Raw genomic sequence first — 21,480 nt, forward strand, 5'->3', positions numbered from 1 at the left:
TTGCTATCCATTCTAAAAAAAGGAGCAGCTCCGTTGAAGTGACCCCAAAAAGTTAGACAAGGTTATGTTATTAGGCAGCTTGTAAGGCATGCGTACGGTATTGAACTGGACTCATGCCTTTTAATTTTGCCTTCATTCGTTTGTGGTTATAGTAATCGATATATTTCGCTAATTCTTGTTTAAAGTGTTCCACACTTTCAAATTCCTTTAGATAGAGGAATTCGGATTTCAATATACCAAAGAAATTCTCAATTACCGCATTGTCGTAACAATTGCCTTTACGGGACATACTTTGCGTGATCTCCCTTTCTTGTAAGGCTTGACGGTATTGCTTCATCTGATAATGCCAGCCTTGATCGGAATGCAGGAGGAGTACATCGTTCTCTGACAGTCGTTCAAATGCCTCTCCAGCATCTTCGAGACGAGGGAATAGGTTGGTCTTGAAGCGATTGTATACGCAATAATTTCTCCGTTAAATAAGTCTAAAACAGGTGACAGGTAAAGTTTTTCGCCAAATAATTTGAACTCTGTGATGTCCGTTACCCACTTCTTATTTGGTTTTTCCGCTGTAAATTGACGGTCTAAGAGATTGGGGGCAATCTTACCTATTGTCCCTTTGTAAGAACGATATTTTTTCATGCGGACAACGCACTTCAAGCTCAATTCTTTCATGATTCGCTGTACTTTTTTATGATTCACTATATAACCACGGTTCACCAATTCATCCCGAATACGACGATAACCATAACGCCCTTCATGTTCGTCAAAGATGGATTGGATCTGTTTTTTTAACTCGACATCTTGATCCGATTTCCCAAAGTTTTTCACCCAGTAATAATATGTACTACGTGGAATCCCTGCTAGCTTGAGTACTGATTTCACCGGAAATTCATGCCTTAATTCAAAGACTACTTGCGCTTTGTCTTGTTTGGTGATTTTTCCTTGCTTTGAACTAAGGCATTCAACTTTTTTAAATAAGCATTCTCCATACGTAAACGCTCTAATTCTGCTTGCAAAGCCTCTGCTGAACCTTCTGCTGGTGCAGTTTTGTTTGTTGGTTTCTGACCATCTTTTTTCATCGTTGGACGCCCCTTTTTCTTTGATTCCAGGGCCGCCCAGCCTAGTGTGTCTAAGGTATTTTGCCAATTCCAAAGAATCGATTCGGAAGACAAGTTAAATCTCGCTGCCGTTTCAATAATGGACGTCCCGTGTTCGTTCATATAGTTAATTACGTCTAGTTTATATTGGGCAGTGTATTTTGTATAGGTTTTTATAAAGGCCCCTTCTCCATGATATTGATATTTTTTCACCCAATATTGTAGTTTACTAACATGTACACCGATTTCCTGTGCGATTGTTTGATAACCTGTATGTCCTTCTAAATATCGTTTGACCGCTTTTATTTTTTCTGCTGCTGTAAATTTAGCCAAAAGAAAAGCACCTCCAATTGTTAGATGTGTGTCTAACAATTGGGGTGCAGTTCACGTTCGAGTCCGCTCCTTTTTGTGTACGCTGAGAAACGGATGAAGTTCATCCGTTTGTATTCATCAACAATGGCCTCTCTTCTTCCTTTTCGCTTCCAATCTGATCCATCTGAAAGCAGCGAACGTAATGGTTGTCGCCAGCCATCGTCAATTCCGGAACTCCCGTCCGGCATGTCGTTGTATGGTACGGGCATTTGGCCATATAGGGACATGCGCCCGACCAGCCAAGCGCACTTTCCAGCAGATCGCTTCCGTCCGATTTTTTGGGGAACCCGTAGTAATCGGCCAATGGCCCTTGCAAGGTAAGAATCGATCCCAAGAGCTCTCTCGTAAACGGATGGCAGGGGTTCCGAAATAACGTTTTCGTATCCCCCATCTCCACAATCCTTCCTTGATAAAGCACAGCCACGTCATCGCAAAGATAAGAGACGATATCCAGGTTGTGGGTAATAAATAAGTAAGTTAGTCCCAACTGCTCCTGCAAATGCTTAAGCAAGTTGATGATTTGTGATTTTACGGAAACATCGAGGGCGGATACCGGTTCGTCAAGCACCAGAAATTCCGGTTCTACCGACAACGCTCTGGCGATTCCTGCCCGTTGTCTTTGTCCACCCGATAATTCATGGGGAAACCGGTTTGCATAACTGGCGCTTAAACCTACCAATTCCAGCAATTCCCCGATTCGGCTGTTCAATTGTTGTTGGCTTGTTACCTTTTTAAAACGCCATAAGGGGATCGCCAACTGTTCGCCGATCATCTGCCGGGGATTAAAGGCCGAAGCCGAATCCTGAAAGACGATTTGTATTTTCTGCCGGAAACGAGTCAGTTCTTTGCCGGACAGGCCGACTAAATCTATTCCGTCATAAACTATTTTGCCTGAGGTAGGCTTGATAAGCCGCAGAAGCATTCGTCCTACTGTACTTTTGCCTGACCCGGATTCTCCGATCAATCCGAACGAAGTTCCCCGGCGAATCGAGAAACTGACGCCATCCACTGCCTTTGTTGCTTTTTTCTTCAGCATTCCTTGGAAATAGGTTTTGGAAAGCTCCTGCACCTCGATAAGCGGTTTTTCATGAACGGGCAAATATCTCAACTGCTGAACATTCTGCATGACGTTACCCCCTTTTCCAGCATCGCACTTCTGCAGTATGACTGATCTTCACCATTTCGGGCTTTTCTTTCCGGCAAATGGCTTCGACTTCCGGACACCGATCGGCAAAATGGCACCCTGGCGGCAAATGCGCCAAGGAAGGAGGCGCCCCCTCAATTTGAACCAGCTTTTGTTTTTCTTTACCTGAAAAAATCCACTGGGTACTGGGAATACAAGCCAACAAGCTTCTTGTATACGGATGGGCAGGAGACTGTAACAATTCCTCAAGCGAACCTTGCTCCACAATCTGTCCCGCATACATGACAGCCACTTTTTGGGCCAATCTGGCCACCACGCCAAAATCATGCGTGATCAATAAAATCGCAGTCCCCGTCTCCTTATTGATCTTTTCAAACAGTTCAATAATTTGCAGCTGCACGGTGGGATCAAGCGCTGTTGTCGGTTCATCGGCAATGATAAGGGATGGTTCGCAGGACAGCGCCATGGCAATGACCGCTCTTTGGCGCAATCCTCCGCTTAAACGGTGGGCATACGAGGAAAACATTTTTTCGGGAGCAGGCATTCCCACCTGAGACAATAATTCGAGGCTTCGCTTTTTCGCCGCTTGCGATGACAGCCCTTTTTTCTCGCGAAGCAATTCCATCAACTGCGATCCGATGGTATAGGAAGGGTCCAAGGCCGTCATTGCGTTTTGAAAAACCATGGCCATACCATTTCCTCGGATCTCTCTCATTTTTTTTTCGGATAACGTAAACAGTTTTTCCCCCTGGAACATGACACTGCCTTCCAATTTTTGCAGCAAGTGAGAAGGGATCATATTCATTATGGAAGAAATCATCATCGTCTTTCCCGAACCGGATTCGCCGACAACAGCCATAATTTCTCCCTGGTCGATCGTAAATGAAACGCGATCCACCGCCTTCACCGTGCCGTCCGCAGTCGTCAGATATGCAGATAAATTTTGAACGTCCAAAAGCCGGTTCTTTTTCCGATCTTCCAAGATGTTTGAAATGGCCATGCAGCACCCTCCTCTCGTATTTATTCCACGGTCGACACCATGCGCCGTTTCTTGCCGCTCGCAGCCGTAATGCGCTGAGGATCCAGGGCATCACGAAGACCATCTCCAAGCAGGCTGAATGCCAAAGATACAATCAGAATCATCAATCCCGGAAATAACGTGACATGGGGCGCACCCTGCATAAGAACCGTCCTTCCGTCACTGGTCATTCGACCCCAGTCTGCATCAGGGGGCTGTACGCCCAAACCAAAAAAACTCAGACCTGCGATAGTAATGATCGTCACCCCTGTTAACGTTGTGGCATACACAACAAGAGAAGTCAGGACATTGGGCAGCAATTGGCGGAAAAGAACGTGCATACCGCCGGCACCCAGAGCTATCGCAGATTCGATATACTCTTTTTGGCACTCGATGACCGTATCGGTATATACCACTCGCGTCATATAAGGAATTCGCACAATCACCATGGCCAGCATGACATTAAACAACCCCGTCCCCAGAATCGCAGTGATGGCAATAGACAAAAGCACAGCCGGAAAGGCAAAAAAGATATCCAGCACCCGCATAATGGTTTCTCCGATAAAACCGCGATAATATCCCGCTACTATCCCCAACAGCAAACTGATCACAGCCGAAATAACGACGGGAACGACAGCCGAAATCAAGGACAACCGGCCACCCCAAAGCAGCCTGCTCAGGATATCTCTCCCTTGATCATCCAGCCCCAAGAGGTGTCCCGGAGTTCCCGGCGGAGCTAACCGAAGGCTGCCATCTCCATCATTGGGGGGATAGGGAGCAATCCAGGGAGCCAGCAAGGAAGCAACGGTAATGAGCAAAATCACCGCAGCGGCCGTCATGGCCACTTTATTCCGGTAAAACAGGGCAAGAACCAAGTGCCATGTCGATCGACGCTCCTTACGGATTGCTTGCATAAAATCGCTCCTTTCTTGGATAAGCGAATAGTTGTTAAATCGAATCCCGCAGCTTCGGATTTATCGCCATGTTGATGATGTCGATCATTAAATTAACGAGCACAAAGGCGACTGCAATCATCAGAATGCCTGCCTGAATCACAGGATAATCTTTGGCGGTGATGGCGATATAGATCCGCTGGCCAAGACCCGGCCAGGCAAATACCACTTCGCTGAATAATGCTCCTCCCATGATATAACCGATCTGCAGCCCGGTAATATTCAAAATGGGCGAGAAGGCGTTGCGCAATACATGCCGTGTCGTATTGGTAAAGGAGGATAATCCGAAGGATTGGAAAAAGCGCACGTATTCTTTTTGCTGAATCTCGATGATTACACTTCGCGTGATCCGGGCAATGACGGCCGTAGAAACGGTGGCCGTAGCCACGGACGGAAGGATCAGATGAAGCAGAAGATCCGGAATCCCGCCCGGGTTGCGCAAATTGTACATTCCGCTTACCGGCAAAATACCTAAATAAATCGAGAAAAACCACATCAACATCAGCGCCAGCCAAAAAACGGGCATGCTTGCTCCGATTAATGCCCATCCCGAACTGATACGGTCAAACCAGGAATCCTTCTTCAGCCCGGCAATGATCCCTGTCATGCCGCCGATCAAAGTACACACCAGCATACTTCCGATGGTTAGTATGATCGTGTTGCCCAGCTTCGGCAGTAACAAGTCGGCGACCGGTACGTGCAGAGCGATGGACTTGCCGAAATCGCCTTGCAGCACTTTAAGAAGCCAATGAACATACTGCACATAAAGCGGCTGATCGAATCCCATGTCTTTTCGGAGCTGCTCTACAGCTTCCTGCGTGGCTTCCGTCCCCAGCATCGTTCTTACGGGATCGCCCGGAATCAGTTGAATCAGAATAAAAACAACGATGGAAACTCCAAAAAGGATCGGTATCGTCATGAAGGTTCGCAAAACCAAATAACGCAGCATCCTCTCTCCGCCTTTCTACGTGGAAGGGGGCTCCAAGCCCGGAGTCCCCTTAATCACTTAATTATGGATGGATACTTGCACCAGATCATACCATTCTTCCGATGGGGAAATAAATCCTTTAACATTCGGGGAAACGACATAAGGCGCGGTATCATTTACAATCGGGGCAAAAGCCGCATCCTCCATAATCATCTCCTCCGCCTGCTTCCAATATTTGATCGCTTCATCCGGATTGATGGCGTGTGTGGCCATATCCATCAATTGATCGGCTTCTTTATTTACATATTGTCCGGAGTTGAAACCTCCGGGCGCTTTAAACGCAGAGTGCGCCACCATGGCCAGGAAGTAAGGCGCTGTCCGGCCTGACGAAAATTGATTCATCCCCACCTCTGGAGGCATGCCGTTCGTGAAATTGTTGACATATTGAATCCATTCCGAAGTCTGGATCTTCAGTTTGATTCCCACTTTAGCCAAATCTCTTTGAATCCATTCCGCCATCGGAAGAGGCAGCAATTGTCCCGATCCATCGATGGAAGTCATAAAGGTCGTTTCAAAACCGTCCGGCAAACCGGCCTGCGCCAACAATTGTTTTGCTTTTTCCGGATCGTATTCATACCATTTTTTATTCGGATCAAAAGCTTCATGACCTCGGGACTGTATTGTGTAAGCCGGTTTTGCCGTTCCCTTCAACAGTTCATTGGCAATGCCTTCCCTGTTAATCGCATAGTTAATCGCTTGTCTGACTTCTTTCTTCTGCATGATCGGGTTGGTAAAGTTAAAGACAATGTACCATACATGCGGAGGCAGACCGGAGACCACCTGAAATCCTTGCTTCTTCAGCCCTTCGAGAGAATCGGGGGGCGGTACGGCGATGACGTCAACCTCTCCATTTTGCAAAGCTGTTACCCTTGCTGCCGGATCAGGCAGCGGGCGGAAAATAACTTTGTCCAACTTTGCTTTTTCTCCCCAATACTCCTCATTTCGAACCAGTTCGACTTTTTCACCGCGTACCCGAGTGGAAAATTTGAAAGGCCCTGTCCCGCTTGGATGTTCACCCAATCCATCATTGCCATACTTTTTAACGGCCTCCGGGCTGATAATCTGGAAAGAGTTAATTTGGGCCAGCATTCGGGGGAAAGTAGAAAAGGGTTCCTTCAACGTAATGTCGATCGTTTGGGGATCGATCACTTTCACGGAATCGTAAAAGCGCCAAGTTCTAAACGTTTTACTGGCGGCGATTTTATCATAGTATTGGAAGCTTTCGTCCGTCAGACGCCTGACGTTAAATTCGACCGCAGCCGCATCAAAAGGTGTTCCGTCATGGAATTTGACATTTTCCCGCAAGGTGAACGTGTAGGTTTTGCCGTCCGGCGATACTTCCCACTTGGTCGCCAGGGCCGGTTTTAATGCCGGAACAGGCGCCGCTTGCGAATCTTTAGACAAATCTTCCTCGACTAAGGACTCATATATTTGATGATTGACCCGCATCGTTACCCAGCCTTGACCCCGATGCGGATCGAGTTGGTCGTATTCCGATTCCGTTCCGATGATCAAAGTCCCGCCGCCGGCTTGCTGCGCACCATCGGATGGACTTGAGGACGACGGTGAATCGGTACAGGCAGTAACAGCAAACATACAAATGAATAGCGTAATCAGAACGGACCGCGAATATTTTTTCATCTCAAATCCCCCCTTTTTGTGAAAGCTTCCGTAGCTATCCTTACAGCAGTTCTATATAAGAGTTCGGTTCCCAATGAAATGTCTTCTATACTTGAAAACTCTTTCGGATTATGGCTAATCCCTTCTTTACAGCGGACAAATATCATAGCGTAATCGGTGACATAGGACATGATCAACGCATCGTGAGCAGGTCCGCTCATCAGTTCGGGACAATCCAGCCCCATTCGTTCCCCTTCTTCATTTATGATCGATTTGATCCACTCTGCACAATACCTTGGCTCGCTATTATTATCTTCGGTGATCGAATAGGTCAATCCGTGTTCTTGGGCAATGGCTTCGATCTTTTCTCTCAGCCGCTTCTCGTTCTCATCCCGCTTGCCCTGATCGATATCCCGCAAATCAATCGTGAATTTGACTTTTTCAGGTATAATATTTCTCGAGTCCGGAAAGACCTGTATATTCCCTACCGTCCCAACGGCTTTAGAATCAGGGCTCGGCTTCACAATATCGTTCAGCGCAGCAATCACTTTTGCCGCACCTACCAAAGCATCCTTTCTCAGCGGCATCGGTACCGATCCGGCGTGTCCGGCGGTTCCCGTCATTTCCACCGTCAACCACAGCAGACCGGCAATTCCCGTAACAATCCCCACAGGACGATCCAGAGATTCCAACACGGGCCCTTGCTCAATGTGCAATTCCAAATAGGCGCCGATGTTCTCGGCGGCATATTCCGATTCTGCAAATTTAGCCGGATCGCCGCCAAATTCGATCAAAGCCTGCCTCCTTGTGATCCCGTTTTTATCTGTCCTATCCAATTCTCCAGGTTCCAATCGCCCCAAAATACCTCTCGAACCAAAAAAACCGTTATTAAAGCGGCAGCCCTCCTCATCGCAAAAAGCCGCGACTTCAATGGGCACTTCCGGTACAATCCCGTTTTCCTTCATCGTCTGGACCGCCTCAATCGCACCTAATACGCCGACCACTCCGTCAAATCTGCCGCCATAGGGCTGAGAGTCAATATGCGACCCCAACATGAGTATGGGAGCATGCGGATTCTTTCCCTCCAGACGTCCGATTACATTGCCGAAATGATCGATTCGCGAGACCATCCCCGCCTCTTCCATCCATGCTTTGACTAATTCCACTCCTTGGCGGTACTCTTGGGATAGAGCCAAACGGCATACTCCTGTATCGCCTATCCGGCCAATCTGTCCCAGCTCCGTAATCCTCTTTTCAATCCTCGAACGGTTTATAGCAACTTGGTATTCAGTGGTTGACATCAGACTCACCTCGCATGATCCTAAGTTGGTGACAATAAAACTTTGCGGTATTGAATTGATTCCTAATGGAGTCCGACAGTGCGGCTAAATCCCATAAAGTGCTTCGATATCGGATGATGTCGTCATGTTTCATTTCACCCCCAAGTAATTTCCACTATTATATGTTATGTTATATTATATTACATTAAATAAATGAAATCACTATACAAAATGGTTAAATATTCCGTTTTCCATTGTACAATTTGCATATCCATCAAGAAAGTTACGTTAAAATGAGTTATATTATATGACATTATTGAGGTTTAATTGGATTATATGTAATATAATATAACATAATATAAATGAAAATAAGGGAAGCGGCGGAGTCAATGAAGTGACCATCGAGATATTCGAGAAGAACCTGGGCACCAACCTCAGGGAATCCAGCGAAGGTCTCTTGGAGGTATCATTTCGCTGCTGCTTTGCTAATATCTAACTCAGAATGTACGTTCTACAAACAAAAAAGCACGGCGTATCTCAATATCAAGATCGCCATGCTTTATTTGATTCACGTTATGAAATGGGGAAACTTTTCGGGGGCTTTTCGAATTTCCTGTGTCAATTGGAGTCTGCGATAGTATTCCGCCAAGTTTCGATCATAGTAGTTTTCATACAAGCAATTGAAGCAGTCGGCATCGACGACGCCGTTTTTCTATCCAATGCAGCGGTTTCAAGCACGCTCAACGAATCCTATACTTCGTTACCCAAATCAAACGTCATGAGGTCACGTCCAACCGTGATCGTTCCGTTAAAAATGTCTCTCATACCCTTCATATATTCCTGCTCGGCATTCTCGTTAGCCGCAGGCGCCGGAATATGATGAGTAAGCACGAGATGTTTGACCCCTGCTTGCTTCGCAATTTCGGCTGCCTCCAATGTGGTGGTATGATACTTGGCCGGATTAGAGAGCGCTTTGTCATAATCTGGGTATTTATGAATTAATTCGTCTAACCATTCTTTGTTATAAGCTTCGTGCACCAAGAGATCAACGCCTTGGCTTTGCCTAATCATATTGGACACAGGGATCGTATCTCCGGAAATAACAACCGATTTCCCGTTGAATTCAAATTTGTACGCAACCGCCGGATAGACCGGACGATGATCCACTTCAAAGGCTGTAATCTTAATCCCGTCCTGATCATAGACGACGCCTTCATTTCTTTCAGTATATTCAATCCGTGCTCCTGCTTCATCCGACAGATTGTAACTTACCCGCAGCTTCACATCGAACTCAAACGATTCCCTCATTTTACCAATGATTTCTTTAGTCGTTTCAGGTCCGTATACATGCATAGGCGTTGAGCGTCCTTCGAATACACGCTCCGGGGTAATATGCGTCCTCCAGCTTGTAATAAAGACATCGAAAAAACCGCCATTGTGATCATAGTGATGATGGGTGAACAAAACGTCGGAAATCCGTTGCGGCATGACACCCGCTTTAATCAATTGATCCACAACGCCACCGCCGCAGTCGACTAAAAAGGTTTTATTTCCCGCTAGTACGGCGACTCCCGGCTTAGCCCTTCCGTAGAAGGCTCGAGGCGAACCCGTACCCAATAAAATAACTTTTAAATGCTCATGAAACTCAGGCTGCAGATTCTCCTGTGGTTGAATTAGCATGTTGATTCCTCCATTGATTTATTCTGTTTATCGATTAAATGAAACGTCTTCTATCGCGGTAAATATGACTAAAGATTGGACATAAACGCATTGGAATCGTTAATCGTCACTCGTTTTTTCTCGTATTGAATGATTCCTTTTTCGTTCCACTTATTTAATGTTTCCGTAATCGTCTGTCTGCTGCACCCGATGATGTAGGAGATTTCTTCATGACTTAGCGGCAAGCTCACATGAATTTTGTTCTGCTTCTGTACACCCAGTTGGGTAAGAAAATGGGCCAGCCTCCAAGCCACAGGCCTGGAAATCAACGTTTCCACGAACTGTTGGGTATACAGCAGTCGACGCGCATTGGAAACCGTTAATGCATACAGAACATCGGGCCGGCTTAACGTCAAGCTCGTAAATTGAGATGCGGGAACCAGCAGCACTTCGCTTTCCAAGATGCACCGTGCGTACCGTTGCCGCCGTTGGCCGGTCAGCACTTCGGCGGCACCGAAAACTTCACCCGTATTGCGCAAAAACAAGGTGATATTTTGTCCTTCCTGAGCCGACTGTGAGATTTTGACAAGACCCGATCGAACAAAATAAACGTCCTGACTTTCCTCGTCTTCCCTGAAAATAAATTCATTCTTTTTGAATTTCCGCAAAACCCCGTTTTCTTCAAAGAGTTCGGCCAAAATATGTTCTTCTTTCCGTTCATTGATCATGTTGTTGTCACCTCGTATAACGAATCCGATAATCCATAGTTATCATATTGGTATTATAGTATATGTTTCGTTATAAAACAGTCGGATACCCGACAAAAATCAAACAATTTAAAAAAAGCTTCAACGCAAATAGATCGGGACGCCGCACAACAAATCGAAAAAAATCTACTTCTTCACAAAGAAAATACCCGGTAAGGAAATGGCTGTATACGTTATTGAATTATCGCACCCATTGTGGAATAAGAATCAAAGTCTTATGTTAAAAAAACTTAAACTTTGCATCGAAAGGTTGGGAGTAGACATGGGATTATGGAGTAAAGAGCAGTTGCGTCAGTTTATTAAAGAAAACAATCTGGTAACGGCTCAAGATGCGCAGAATGCACTGAAGGAATTGTTTGCTGAGACGATCCAGGAAATGCTCGAAGCGGAGATGGACACCCACCTCGGCTACGAAAAAAACGATGTCAAAAACAAGCTGATCTGAAGCCGATCTATAAAGCGGTAACGGAGGAGATGGCGCTTGTGGAGCTGGATCGTTTCGAGGAAACATGGGGCGCTAAATATCCGCTCATCATCCGTTCGTGGCGCAGCAATTGGGACGAGCTGGCTACCTTCTTCAAGTACCCTCCATGAAGGTGCGAACGTTTTGGCGAATCTCCTCCACAGTGTGGTAGAAGACATTGTTAATGACATCAGCCTTCAGCCATTTCCAAAGACCTTCAACGATATTGAGTTGCGGGCTGTAAGGTGGCAGAAAGACCAGTTTGACTCTTCCGTTCATTTCGCTCAGAAACGGTACAAATCACGACAAATCCCATGAAAATCATTGATCGTCTGTGCATCAGATTGTAATTGGGATCATTAGTTCAACTTATATAGCTTGATTCCCTTTCAGTATATATACGTGTATATATTATTACTCTGCATTTATCAACAGCATTTTCCTCCAACATTTTTCCTCACCCAAAATAAATACAGGCGGCATATACATGTGTATATGCCGCCTGTATTGTCATATCAAGAAAAAGGGGCTCATTAGTTTCAGTTATTAATCATACCCGAGTTAACACTTGCTGTAGCCGCAGTTGCTGCAATTTTTGCAGCCCTCGCTGTTGATCAGTGAGGCGGAGCCGCAGGACGGGCACAGGTCAAGGGATGTGGCTGCGCTGCGGGTTACTGCATATTGAGCTGTTGTCTCCTGGACGACTTCCTGGGTGGCGGTGACGTAGTTTTCCGCGCTGTTGGAGAAATTGACGTGCATTTCAAGCGCTTGGGCGACGGCGTCGGCAATCGATTCGACGCGGTTGGCGCCGAACCCGATCGCGCCGGAGCCGCCGATGCCCTTCAGGTGCTTGATTAAAAGCTGCACCTTGTTGCCGTGGTCGCCGTAGCGAAGGAACAATGAGCAGACGCGGCCGAGCGCTTCGGACATCGCGAATACATCGGAACCGGCCTTGCCCACGTTCAGGAAAATCTCGCTCGGGCTTCCATCCATATCGTTAATCGTGATATAAGCCATGCCGAAAGGCGTATTGAACTTGTAGGTTGCGCCGCGGAGAGCTTGCGGACGGCGTTTGTACTGCTTGTCGAACACCTGCTCCGTCTTCGCGTCGATATTCACAGCCAACGATTGGGTGAGGCCGGTCAAGGAGGATTGTTCCTTCGCATTGACTGCATCTGCAGCAGGAGCTGCTTGCGTTTCCGTTCCCTTTGCTTCCTCAGCCTTATCGTCCTTCTTGTCTGTGCTGAGCACCTGTACGTCGCGGCTTCCGTCACGGTAGATGGTTACGCCTTTACAACCCAAATCAAAGGCGAGCTCGTACAGACGCTTCGTTTCTTCCACCGTAAAGTCGGCAGGGCAGTTGGCCGTTTTGGAGATAGAGCTATCCACCCATTTTTGAATGGCGGCTTGTACACGAATATGATCTTCTGCGGACAAGTCCATCGCAGTGACGAAATAATCCGGCAGCTCCTCGTTCGGGTGCTGATCCTTCCACTGCTGCGCAATCGGCACATATTGCTTGTCGAAGCCCAGACGGCTTTGACGGTAATATTCAAACGCAAAGTAAGGCTCGATCCCGGTCGATGTGCCAACCATCGTACCCGTGCTTCCGGTAGGCGCCTGCGTAATGACCGTGACATTACGCATCCCCTTCTTCTTGATGGCTGCGCCGACTTCCGGATAAACAGAGGTCATCGTCTTCATAAAACCGCTTTGCAGGAACAGTTCTGTGTCAAAATGCTTGAAGGAGCCCTTTTCTTCCGCAATATCTGCGGATGCGAGATATGCTTCCTTCGCAATAAAGCCATAAAGCTTATCAAGAAACATCAGCGATTCCGTGCTGCCGTAACGGATGTTCAGCTTGATCATCAGCTCGGCGAGACCCATGGAGCCAAGGCCTATGCGGCGTTCTCCCTGTTGGTTGATCCGATTCTCTTCAAAATGGTAAGGCGTTTTGTCAATGACATTATCCAAGAACCGTGTCGAATAACGGACCACCGTCGCCAGCTCGTCCCAAGCCACATCATGTTTTTCTTCGTCGTAAAACTTGGACAGGTTGATTGCCGACAGGTTGCAGACTCCCCAAGCCGGAAGCCCCTGCTCCCCGCAAGGATTTGTACATATGATCGGATTGAAATACCAGCTGTTGGACATCTGGTTGTAGTATTCCATGAATACGACGCCCGGTTCCGCGGATTTCCAGGCGGATTCGATAATCGTATGCCACACGTCGCGGGCCTTCACCGTACGGTAATGAATAATGTTCTTACCCGCTTTTCTCCACTTCTCCAGATCCCCGTCCCAAATCTCGTTATATTCAGGGTCCGTCGTGTCCGGGTACACCAATTCCCAATCCAAATCTTCCTTCACGGCTTTCATGAAGCCGTTGCTGACGCATACGGACAAATTGGCATTCGTAATTTGCCCCATCGTTTGTTTGACGGTAATAAAATCCAATACGTCAGGGTGCCAATCATTCATCATCAGCATCAGCGCGCCGCGGCGGCTGCCACCCTGCTCGATCAAGCCCGTTGTATAGCTGAACAGTCCGCCCCAGGAAACGGCGCCGCTTGAAGACCCGTTGACTCCCCTGACAATGGAACGGCGCGGACGGAGAGAGGATAAATTAATCCCTACACCGCCGCCCCGGGCCATAATTTCGGTCATCTCGGACAGCGTGGCCATAATTCCTCCACGGCTGTCATGCGGAGAAGGAATTACATAACAATTGAAAAGCGTCAGCTCATCGCTAGCATCGGCGCCTGCGGCAATCCGTCCGCCGGGTACAAGCTTCCAGTCGTCCAGAATGTACCGGAACTTTTCGGTCCATTCGGCTTGTTTCTCCGGAGTCGCTTCCACAGAAGCCATAGCAGTGGCCAAACGGTCCCACATTTGCTGAGGCGTTTTTTCCAAGGTTAATGTAAGCTTCTCTACAGAGGAATCGACAACCTCACCGCTGCGCAGCTTGACTTTGACCTGTCTCCCGTTACGCTCGATGACTTCGCCGACTTCCTTGGCAGGAAATTTAGGGTCGTCCTTTGTCAGCACCAATACTGTATCTCCAACCTTCGTTTGACTGGTATCCGCATTCTTCATCGCGTAGCGATCCAGAAAAATTTTCTCGCTTAAGCCTTCCAATTTGGTCTCCTGCATGGTCTTCAAAACAATAACCTCCCGGAATATATTCAAAAAGATGAATCACAATATATGGTATGTAGGATCCATTATACAATACAATATATAGTGTTTCTAATACAAAAAAAACGAAATTGGCGATTTAGTCCAAGCACGCTGGCGGAAAGCTTCCTTTTTCTCTCTATAGCTCTCTTTTTCATCTCTAAAATTTTCACCATTTTCGACAAAACATTCAATTTTTCTTCATAAAAAAGGGTCTTAAGCCCCTGTTACAAATTCGATTGAAATCCGACAGGGCGGCAATCCGCAGGCGGTTTTGACAATCGATCGGCGGATTGCTAGTCTAGAAATAGTGTATCATGTTCGCTGAATTTATGCAAACATATGTTCGTATCTCTATTGTACAGGAGGGTTTCTTGATGTCCTTAACTTATTTATATCAGGACCGGTTCGTTTCAAAAGAAGAACTCCAGATTTCTCCCGAAGACCGCGGTTATTATTTTGGCGATGGGGTCTATGAAGTATTTCGCGTATATCATGGAAGGCTGTATGAAGCCGCGGCTCATTTTGAGCGCTGGGAGAAAAGCGCCGCTGCTTTGAGAATTCCGCTTCCCTTTCCTTCCGGGGAGCTGACGGGACGACTGGAAGAACTGATCCGCATCAACGGCTTGTCCGAGGGTACCGTGTACATGCAGGTGACCCGTGGAGCCGCACCGCGTTCACATCCGTTTCCCGCGGATACCAAGCCGATCCTGATGGCGTATACCACCGATGCCCGCCGTCCGCTGAACACCATGAAAGAAGGCATCTCGGCCGTGACGATGGAAGACATCCGCTGGCTCCGCTGCGATTTGAAGACATTAAATCTGCTGCCCAATGTCCTGGCCAAGCAGCATGCGGTGGATCAGGGAGCCGGCGATGTCATTCTGCATCGCAACGGCACCGTAACGGAATGCAGCGCATCCAATATCATGATCGTCAAAGACGGCGCCGTTATTACGCATCCTGCCAACCATCTGATCCTGCACGGCATCACCCGCGCGGTTGTGCTCCGGCTGGCTCAAGGACTCGGCCTCTCCGTTCGGGAAACGCCATTTACATTGAAAGAGCTTCGCGCCGCAGATGAAGTTTTCATCACGGGTACGACCGTGGAAGTCACTCCTGTCATCTCCGTCGACGGCGTCCCCGTAGCCGACGGCCGTCCGGGAGAGATCACCCACAGGCTGCAAAACGAGTTTGAGAAGACGATTTCGTTCTAGTCCATCACATTACAGTATCCCCTGTACCAAAGTGCCTTACGCCGCCGCACAGTACCTGCCGTGCGGCTTTTGACCGTTGGCCGGCGGATCAGCCGAAAATGTGGGATTGACAGATAAACCGTCCAGACGGTACAGTGTTTTTTATGGACGATGCTCCGGTCTGCTTGCAGGTGTCACTCTACATCCGGAGACGCTCCTAGAGAAGCTTCAGGAGCCGGATCAGATTTGGCGGCGCAGCAGGCTTTTAACGAAGGAGGAACGGCATTGAAAGCTTATTTATTCTTGGCCTTGGCGATTGGATTTGAACTGTTCGGCACTTCCATGCTGAAAGCATCCGGGGGGTTTACCAAATTACTTCCTAGTATTGGCGTCATCATCGGTTTTTCGGCGGCCTTCTATTTACTTTCTTTATCCCTGCAGCAAATCCCCTTGGGCATCGCTTATGCTATTTGGTCCGGAGTCGGTACGGCCGCCACTGCGCTCATCGGCTTTCTGGTTTGGAAAGAAAAATTGAGCTTAAACACAGTGGTTGGAGTCTTGCTTATTATTGCGGGAGTGATTGTATTAAATCTGAGAACCGTCAAATCCTGATGCTGCCGGCATGTTGGTCTTGTGATCATGGTCTGTCACAGCTTCGTGGCCAAAACGAAAAAACCGGAGACCGCTATCTCCGGAGATTCCACTCTGAATTGCCGTACTTCTCAACCCTTAACCGTTCGACGAGCTCCTGTTCATAGGCCGTCAGTTCTGACGGGACCAGCCGAATCCCCAGCCCTTCTTCAATGCCTGCCAGGAAAGCCTCTTCCACCTCGGTCAATGTCACCCTCGGCAGACCCGCTCCGCCGCGCACTTCATTAATCGCAACCGCCTTCTTTAAAAACTGCTGCTTCATCCGCTCCATCACGCGCTCGCTGGAGAAGCGCAGCAATCTGAACAACTGATCCGCATCGAGATCCAGAAGAATCGAGCCGTGCTGAAGCACAACGCCTTTCTGCCGGGTTTGCGCGCTCCCGGCCACCTTCCTTCCCTCTACGACAAGCTCGTACCAGGACGGAGAATCGAAGCAGGCAGCCGAACCCATGGATGCGTACTTCTCCTTGTCTTCTTCATTCTCCAGCTGGACCATCTCCGCCGACAACCCAAGCTTGCGAAACCCGAGCAGCAGCCCTTCGCTGAGCACACGGTACGCCTCGGTGACGCTCCGCGGAATGCCGGGATAGCTTTCCGACACGATCATGCTGTACGTCAGCTCCTTATCGTGAAGCACGGCGCGCCCTCCGGTCGCCCTCCGGACAAAGCCGATGCCTTCCTGCTCCAGCGCGTCGAAATTCACCTCGCTTAAAGCTTTCTGAAAAAAACCGACCGACAGCGTTGCGGGATCCCATCCATAAAACCTGACGGTTGGAGCAACCAGGCCTTCGCTATGTGCCGTCAGAATCGCTTCATCCACAGCCATATTGTAATCCGGCGCGCCAAAGCCCGAACGGATAAACCGCCATTCTCTGTTCATCTATATCACCATTCCTTTACTGTACGTCAGCCCGCCATGTTCACAGCGTGTCTTAATGCCATACGCGCAGAAATCGCCGTCGCAATTACGCTGTTACCCCATCATAAAACATTACCGTACGGTTTGAAAGCCCCTAATTTGTACATACTAAAAATTAACTTTAGGCCTTGTCTATACTTACTGAATCACCAAAAAAGGAGCGCGTGAGAATGCAACCAACCGAGCGAAAAGAGCACGTGCGGCAGCTGAATGAACATGTAGAGCTCCATTACGACAGAGAATGGTTTGAGCAGTTGCATGAGAGGGCGCTGCACAACGGCCCCTGGGATGACCCCGTCATGTTCAGGCTCGCCCTCGAGGCCGAGCAGGCCGGACTCATCCGCAGCTTCGACGAGCTTCAATGCCTGACCCATCTGCCGAGCCTCGTTCCGATGGAGCATCAAATCGAAACCGCCAAAAAAGTGCTGACCGAAATGCGGGGACGGGCCATTCTTGCCGATGAAGTAGGGCTTGGCAAAACCATTGAGGCGGGACTCATCCTCAAGGAGTACATGATCCGGGGCCTGGTTCAAAAAGTGCTCATTCTCGTTCCCGCTTCTTTGGTGCTGCAATGGGTCCGGGAGCTGAATCAAAAGTTCGGGATCCCCGCAGTGGCGCAAAAGAAAGAATATATGTGGGTGCAAAACGATATTGTCGTCGCCTCGATGGATACCGCTAAGCGCGATCCGCACCGGGACATCGTGCTTGGCATTGAATACGATATGCTGATCGTCGACGAAGCGCACAAGCTGAAAAACAAAAAAACAACCAACTACCGTTTTATCAACGAGCTGCGTAAAAAATACTGCCTTTTGCTGACGGCAACGCCGGTTCAGAACGATCTCAAGGAGCTGTACAACCTGATTACGCTGCTAAAGCCGGGTCAGCTTGGCGGACAAGACAGCTTCCAGTCCAATTATGTCGTCGGCAAACGCATCCCCAAGAACGAGGACCAGCTCCAGCAGGAGCTGAGCAAGGTCATGATCCGCAACCGCCGAAGCGACGGCAACGTAAGCTTCACCAAACGTATTGTGCGCAATATTCCGCTCCAGTTATCGGACGAGGAGCAGGCGCTGTACGATGGAGTAACCGATTTCGTCAAAACACGCTATCAGGAGTCCGGAGGCGATATCGGCAGCATGCTCTCCCTTGTCACGCTGCAGCGTGAAGTATGCTCCAGCCGGGATGCCGTCTTTATTACGCTGGTCAACATGTTCAAAAAAACCGATGAAAACTCACCCCTCCGGCAGCGGATTTGGGAGCTTGTGGAGAAAATCCGCGGCGTCAAAGCCAATACGAAAGCCGAAAAGGTATTGGAGCTCATCGAGTCCATTAACGATAAAACGATTATTTTCACAGAGTACCGCGCATCCCAGGAATATTTGCTGCAGTATTTAAAGGAACATAAAATTCCGGCCGTTCCCTACCGAGGTGGGATGAACCGCGGCAAAAAGGATTGGATGATGGACTTGTTCCGGGGACGCGCCCAAGTGCTTATTGCCACGGAGGCCGGGGGAGAAGGAATCAACCTTCAATTTTGCCATCACATGATCAATTTCGATTTGCCGTGGAATCCTATGCGGGTCGAGCAGCGGATCGGCCGTGTGCACCGGCTCGGACAGAAGGAAGACGTCAAAATCTACAATTTGTCGACGCTCGGGACGATCGAAGAGCATATTCTCTCCCTGCTGCATGAGAAAATTAACATGTTTGAGCTGGTGATCGGTCAGCTGGATACGATTTTGGAACGGTTTGAGCAAAAAACATCCTTAGAGTCGCATCTGGCCAAAATGATCCTCACCTCCAACAGCAAGGACGAAATCCGCCGGCAGCTCGATGATCTGGGGCGGTCGTTCACGGTGGTGAAATCCCAGGTGGAGCAAGAATTAAACGAATCGGCGGGGGTTTTGAATCCGGTGAATTCCTCCCTGCACACGGTTAGAGTCCAGCAATACGGCAGCGGGGAGGTGCAGCCATAAGCATGAATGCGCAGGAAATCCAGTTCTACGTTTTGCGCTATTTGGAGGCCGAGCAGTGTGACATTCTCGAAAAGCATCCCGCCTACATCACCGTCAAGCTGTCCCCTTCCGCCGACAAAGCTTTAACGCAGCGGCCGTATTATTGGAGCTTTGTGGAACGGACCGGGGCCGTACCGGAAACCATGACCTGCACGTTCATTTTCGATCCCGAAGCCTATCGGGAGCTTCATCCGCAGCAGGGATCGCAAAATGTGCCGGCCGCTCCTGCGGTACAGCCTGCAGCTCAACCCGGTACGCCGCAGCCTCAAGGCGACAGTATTCTGGGCCGCTACTTCGGCTTCGTGCCCACGGTCTTCACTGCCCGCGTTCCTCGTGACGAGTTGACCTACGGCAGCCGACGGCTCGAACAGATCTTCTCCGCCGTCCGCGGTAAAGGCCGGTTCGTGAGGCTGTTCGAGCAGTACGCGCCGGAGCAGCCCAAGCAAGCGGCGACGATCCCTTACGAAACATGGCTTGGCGTCAACTACAAAGTGGAATTCGCCTGCGACATGAAGCGCAGTGAAATCCATTCGTTGGGCATTCAGCTGCAGACCGGTGATATTATCGAGCAGTTCCATGACCGTTTAGCCGGCAAAAAGCTGACTCCGCGACTGCCTGCCCATGTCTATGTCACACCGGACCGGATCACACTCCCCCGGGCGGTGATCTATCTCGAGGATTACTTGGAAAAGAAGATGGCTGAATACGATCACCGATGGGCGCAGGAAGCGCAGCTTCGGCTCAAGGATGAAATGAACCGGGTACGTGCTTATTACGAGCCTCTGCTTCAGGATGCCGGACAGGACGACAAGGCCGAAATTGAAGCGCGGTTTACCGCCCGCCTTCAGGAAGTGGAGTGGCAGTACCGACCGCGCATTCAAATATCCGCCATAAATTGCGGTTTGTTTCATTTTCTTTCCATGCAGGAACCAAACCGGTGACGAACTTCCCCGAACTAAAACAAATTTACGGGAAACTTTTTCAGGCCAAGGCTACAGGTTCTAACAAACTTTTCAGCGCATATGCTTTAAAGTATAAGGCATATTCGCCAAGCGAGCGCATAGTGCCCAATGAACCGACTCTCAAGTGAAGCAGGTGTATGGATAAGATGAATAAGCTTCTTTACTATCTGACGTCACTGCTCCTTAGTACAAGCCTGCTTGCTGCGGCAACATTGGATTCATGGCCCGCTGACGCCGTGCAGGCAGCGCCGCAGGAGCCGGCCGTTCAGACGCTGCAGGTGCAGCCGGCCATACAGCGTGATCTTTCAGCCCCATCCCTTCAGAACGCGGTGGACCGTATCATCCGGGAGCTGGCGTCCCAACAAGGGTTCGAGCAATGGAAACAAGGCGCTTGGACAACCTATCCGCTCGGACCGGGAACACACGGATGGATTGTCATGATTACGGTGGACGGGCAGGAAGCCGGCTATCTGGTCGTTCAAGCCTCCGGACAGGATACATACCGTTTGATCGAATACGGCAAAGGCCCTTACCCGCTTTTCAGCATGCAGACGCTGTCCCGCAGTCTGGTACGGCTTGACATTATCGAATATCCTTATCACTTGGAACGTATATATTATAATCCTCTTGAGGCGCTCTGGAAGGTCACGGCACCGCAGGCGGACCGGGTTTGGTATATCGACGCCAAATCCGGCGAAGAGCTGCCGTTGACCAACGACAGCCAACTGCCCGCGGCCGATTCAGGCCTGTTGGTGAAACCGCTCCCGGTCACCGATTCGGATGCTTTGAATACTATAATAGCAGCCGGTCAAACGGAGCCTTCGGAAGCCTATGAACGGCTTCCCTGGGTGAAGAACAAGCCGGAGACGCTCGTTCGCTTCGAGCTGCTGCAGAAGTGGATCGATCAAGGACGCAAGCCCATTTTCGCAGCCGAGCTATATGGCGGCAGGGTCCACGTGCCATTGCCTGTAACCGGTTATCAGGCTTGGTCCGGCGGCGAGAGCTACGTGGGGGTTCGACAGGATGACGATCGCTATCTCCCCCTCCATACGATCAATCCGCTTGGCGGATTTTATCCCTAACGGTTTTTCTCCTCTCTTCCTTATATAGAAAAGCTTCCTTCTTCATGGGCGGCATGGTGCATCAGTGCATCAGGTATCAGGCCGCTATGGAACCCAGAAGCTTTTCTTTTTTTT

15 protein-coding genes and 4 pseudogenes are annotated in these 21,480 nt (G+C 49.0%); 7 read left to right on the forward strand and 12 right to left on the reverse strand.

All coding sequences use genetic code 11. The features are described 5' to 3' along the window. Positions 1-70 precede the first annotated feature (70 nt). The 9 genes and pseudogenes from NR121_RS04020 to NR121_RS04060 all read right to left on the reverse strand — a co-directional run bounded on the left by NR121_RS04020 (position 71) and on the right by NR121_RS04060 (position 10,859). A pseudogene (locus NR121_RS04020) lies at positions 71-1,430 on the reverse strand (IS3 family transposase). 100 nt (positions 1,431-1,530) lie between these two features. Next, positions 1,531-2,595 (reverse strand): oligopeptide/dipeptide ABC transporter ATP-binding protein, encoded by a 1,065-nt coding sequence (locus NR121_RS04025; protein WP_074730086.1) that lies wholly within the window; start codon positions 2,593-2,595, stop codon positions 1,531-1,533. Positions 2,596-2,599: 4 nt separating this feature from the next. Further along, positions 2,600-3,613, reverse strand: a complete 1,014-nt coding sequence (locus NR121_RS04030; RefSeq protein WP_062407275.1) for an ABC transporter ATP-binding protein — start codon at positions 3,611-3,613, stop codon at positions 2,600-2,602. A 20-nt stretch (positions 3,614-3,633) separates the two neighbouring features. Then, a complete protein-coding gene (locus tag NR121_RS04035) occupies positions 3,634-4,545 on the reverse strand; it encodes an ABC transporter permease (protein ID WP_074730088.1) in 912 nt (303 codons plus the stop codon). 34 nt (positions 4,546-4,579) lie between these two features. Then, positions 4,580-5,533, reverse strand: coding sequence for an ABC transporter permease (locus tag NR121_RS04040; protein WP_054817994.1), 954 nt, complete (start codon positions 5,531-5,533; stop codon positions 4,580-4,582). Positions 5,534-5,590: 57 nt separating this feature from the next. Beyond that, a complete protein-coding gene (locus tag NR121_RS04045) occupies positions 5,591-7,213 on the reverse strand; it encodes an ABC transporter substrate-binding protein (protein WP_174350808.1) in 1,623 nt (540 codons plus the stop codon). Next, the gene (locus NR121_RS04050; RefSeq protein ID WP_256830563.1) at positions 7,210-8,493 is read right to left on the reverse strand and encodes a M20 family metallo-hydrolase; all 1,284 of its coding nucleotides are present in this window, start codon (positions 8,491-8,493) and stop codon (positions 7,210-7,212) included. Before NR121_RS04050 ends, NR121_RS04045 begins: the two co-directional genes overlap by 4 nt. A gap of 729 nt (positions 8,494-9,222) precedes the next feature. Beyond that, positions 9,223-10,152, reverse strand: a complete 930-nt coding sequence (locus NR121_RS04055; RefSeq protein WP_062407269.1) for an MBL fold metallo-hydrolase — start codon at positions 10,150-10,152, stop codon at positions 9,223-9,225. Positions 10,153-10,220: 68 nt separating this feature from the next. Continuing rightward, positions 10,221-10,859 (reverse strand): Crp/Fnr family transcriptional regulator, encoded by a 639-nt coding sequence (locus tag NR121_RS04060; protein ID WP_054818001.1) that lies wholly within the window; start codon positions 10,857-10,859, stop codon positions 10,221-10,223. Positions 10,860-11,160: 301 nt separating this feature from the next. Here NR121_RS04060 and NR121_RS04065 point away from each other — a divergent pair. Next, positions 11,161-11,337: pseudogene (locus NR121_RS04065) on the forward strand (IS256 family transposase); the annotation flags it as partial. After that, positions 11,334-11,489 (forward strand): annotated as a pseudogene (locus NR121_RS04070) (transposase); the annotation flags it as partial. The pseudogenes NR121_RS04065 and NR121_RS04070, both read left to right, overlap by 4 nt. Here NR121_RS04070 and NR121_RS04075 read toward each other — a convergent pair. After that, a pseudogene (locus NR121_RS04075) lies at positions 11,476-11,655 on the reverse strand (transposase); the annotation flags it as partial. The pseudogenes NR121_RS04070 and NR121_RS04075 sit on opposite strands and share 14 nt — an antisense overlap. Before the next feature lie 267 nt (positions 11,656-11,922). Beyond that, positions 11,923-14,523, reverse strand: a complete 2,601-nt coding sequence (locus NR121_RS04080; protein WP_256830567.1) for an adenosylcobalamin-dependent ribonucleoside-diphosphate reductase — start codon at positions 14,521-14,523, stop codon at positions 11,923-11,925. 392 nt (positions 14,524-14,915) lie between these two features. Here NR121_RS04080 and dat point away from each other — a divergent pair, with 392 nt between their 5' ends. Both dat and NR121_RS04090 read left to right on the forward strand, forming a co-directional pair. Beyond that, entirely contained in the window at positions 14,916-15,755 is an 840-nt protein-coding gene (dat, locus tag NR121_RS04085; RefSeq protein ID WP_054818003.1) for a D-amino-acid transaminase, read from the forward strand. 264 nt (positions 15,756-16,019) lie between these two features. Further along, a complete protein-coding gene (locus NR121_RS04090; RefSeq protein WP_054818015.1) occupies positions 16,020-16,346 on the forward strand; it encodes a DMT family transporter in 327 nt (108 codons plus the stop codon). 73 nt (positions 16,347-16,419) lie between these two features. On the opposite strand, the gene NR121_RS04095 is transcribed toward NR121_RS04090, so the two are convergent. Further along, on the reverse strand, positions 16,420-17,265 hold the full coding sequence (locus tag NR121_RS04095; protein ID WP_256830569.1) for a lipoate--protein ligase family protein: 846 nt from the start codon (positions 17,263-17,265) through the stop codon (positions 16,420-16,422). A gap of 209 nt (positions 17,266-17,474) precedes the next feature. Here NR121_RS04095 and NR121_RS04100 point away from each other — a divergent pair, with 209 nt between their 5' ends. The 3 genes from NR121_RS04100 to NR121_RS04110 all read left to right on the forward strand — a co-directional run bounded on the left by NR121_RS04100 (position 17,475) and on the right by NR121_RS04110 (position 21,366). Then, positions 17,475-19,283, forward strand: coding sequence for a DEAD/DEAH box helicase (locus NR121_RS04100; protein WP_256830571.1), 1,809 nt, complete (start codon positions 17,475-17,477; stop codon positions 19,281-19,283). A gap of 2 nt (positions 19,284-19,285) precedes the next feature. Next, complete coding sequence (locus tag NR121_RS04105) at positions 19,286-20,263, forward strand: YqhG family protein (RefSeq protein ID WP_054818004.1); 978 nt, start codon at positions 19,286-19,288, stop codon at positions 20,261-20,263. Between the two features lie 167 nt (positions 20,264-20,430). Further along, positions 20,431-21,366, forward strand: a complete 936-nt coding sequence (locus NR121_RS04110) for a hypothetical protein (protein WP_054818016.1) — start codon at positions 20,431-20,433, stop codon at positions 21,364-21,366. Positions 21,367-21,480: the final 114 nt, after the last annotated feature.

It is taken from the genome of Paenibacillus sp. Pae15, assembly GCF_024519685.1.
Taxonomy (GTDB): Bacteria; Bacillota; Bacilli; order Paenibacillales; family NBRC-103111; genus Paenibacillus_G; species Paenibacillus_G naphthalenovorans.

Bases quoted from the DNA above. Each gene is read 5' to 3' on its own strand.
- NR121_RS04025 (WP_074730086.1), bottom strand. From the start codon at position 2,595: ATGCAGAATGTTCAGCAGTTGAGATATTTGCCCGTTCATGAAAAACCG.
- NR121_RS04030 (WP_062407275.1), bottom strand. From the start codon at position 3,613: ATGGCCATTTCAAACATCTTGGAAGATCGGAAAAAGAACCGGCTTTTG.
- NR121_RS04035 (WP_074730088.1), bottom strand. From the start codon at position 4,545: ATGCAAGCAATCCGTAAGGAGCGTCGATCGACATGGCACTTGGTTCTT.
- NR121_RS04040 (WP_054817994.1), bottom strand. From the start codon at position 5,533: ATGCTGCGTTATTTGGTTTTGCGAACCTTCATGACGATACCGATCCTT.
- NR121_RS04045 (WP_174350808.1), bottom strand. From the start codon at position 7,213: ATGAAAAAATATTCGCGGTCCGTTCTGATTACGCTATTCATTTGTATG.
- NR121_RS04050 (WP_256830563.1), bottom strand. From the start codon at position 8,493: ATGTCAACCACTGAATACCAAGTTGCTATAAACCGTTCGAGGATTGAA.
- NR121_RS04055 (WP_062407269.1), bottom strand. From the start codon at position 10,152: ATGCTAATTCAACCACAGGAGAATCTGCAGCCTGAGTTTCATGAGCAT.
- NR121_RS04060 (WP_054818001.1), bottom strand. From the start codon at position 10,859: ATGATCAATGAACGGAAAGAAGAACATATTTTGGCCGAACTCTTTGAA.
- dat (WP_054818003.1), top strand. From the start codon at position 14,916: ATGTCCTTAACTTATTTATATCAGGACCGGTTCGTTTCAAAAGAAGAA.
- NR121_RS04095 (WP_256830569.1), bottom strand. From the start codon at position 17,265: ATGAACAGAGAATGGCGGTTTATCCGTTCGGGCTTTGGCGCGCCGGAT.
- NR121_RS04100 (WP_256830571.1), top strand. From the start codon at position 17,475: ATGCAACCAACCGAGCGAAAAGAGCACGTGCGGCAGCTGAATGAACAT.
- NR121_RS04105 (WP_054818004.1), top strand. From the start codon at position 19,286: ATGAATGCGCAGGAAATCCAGTTCTACGTTTTGCGCTATTTGGAGGCC.
- NR121_RS04110 (WP_054818016.1), top strand. From the start codon at position 20,431: ATGAATAAGCTTCTTTACTATCTGACGTCACTGCTCCTTAGTACAAGC.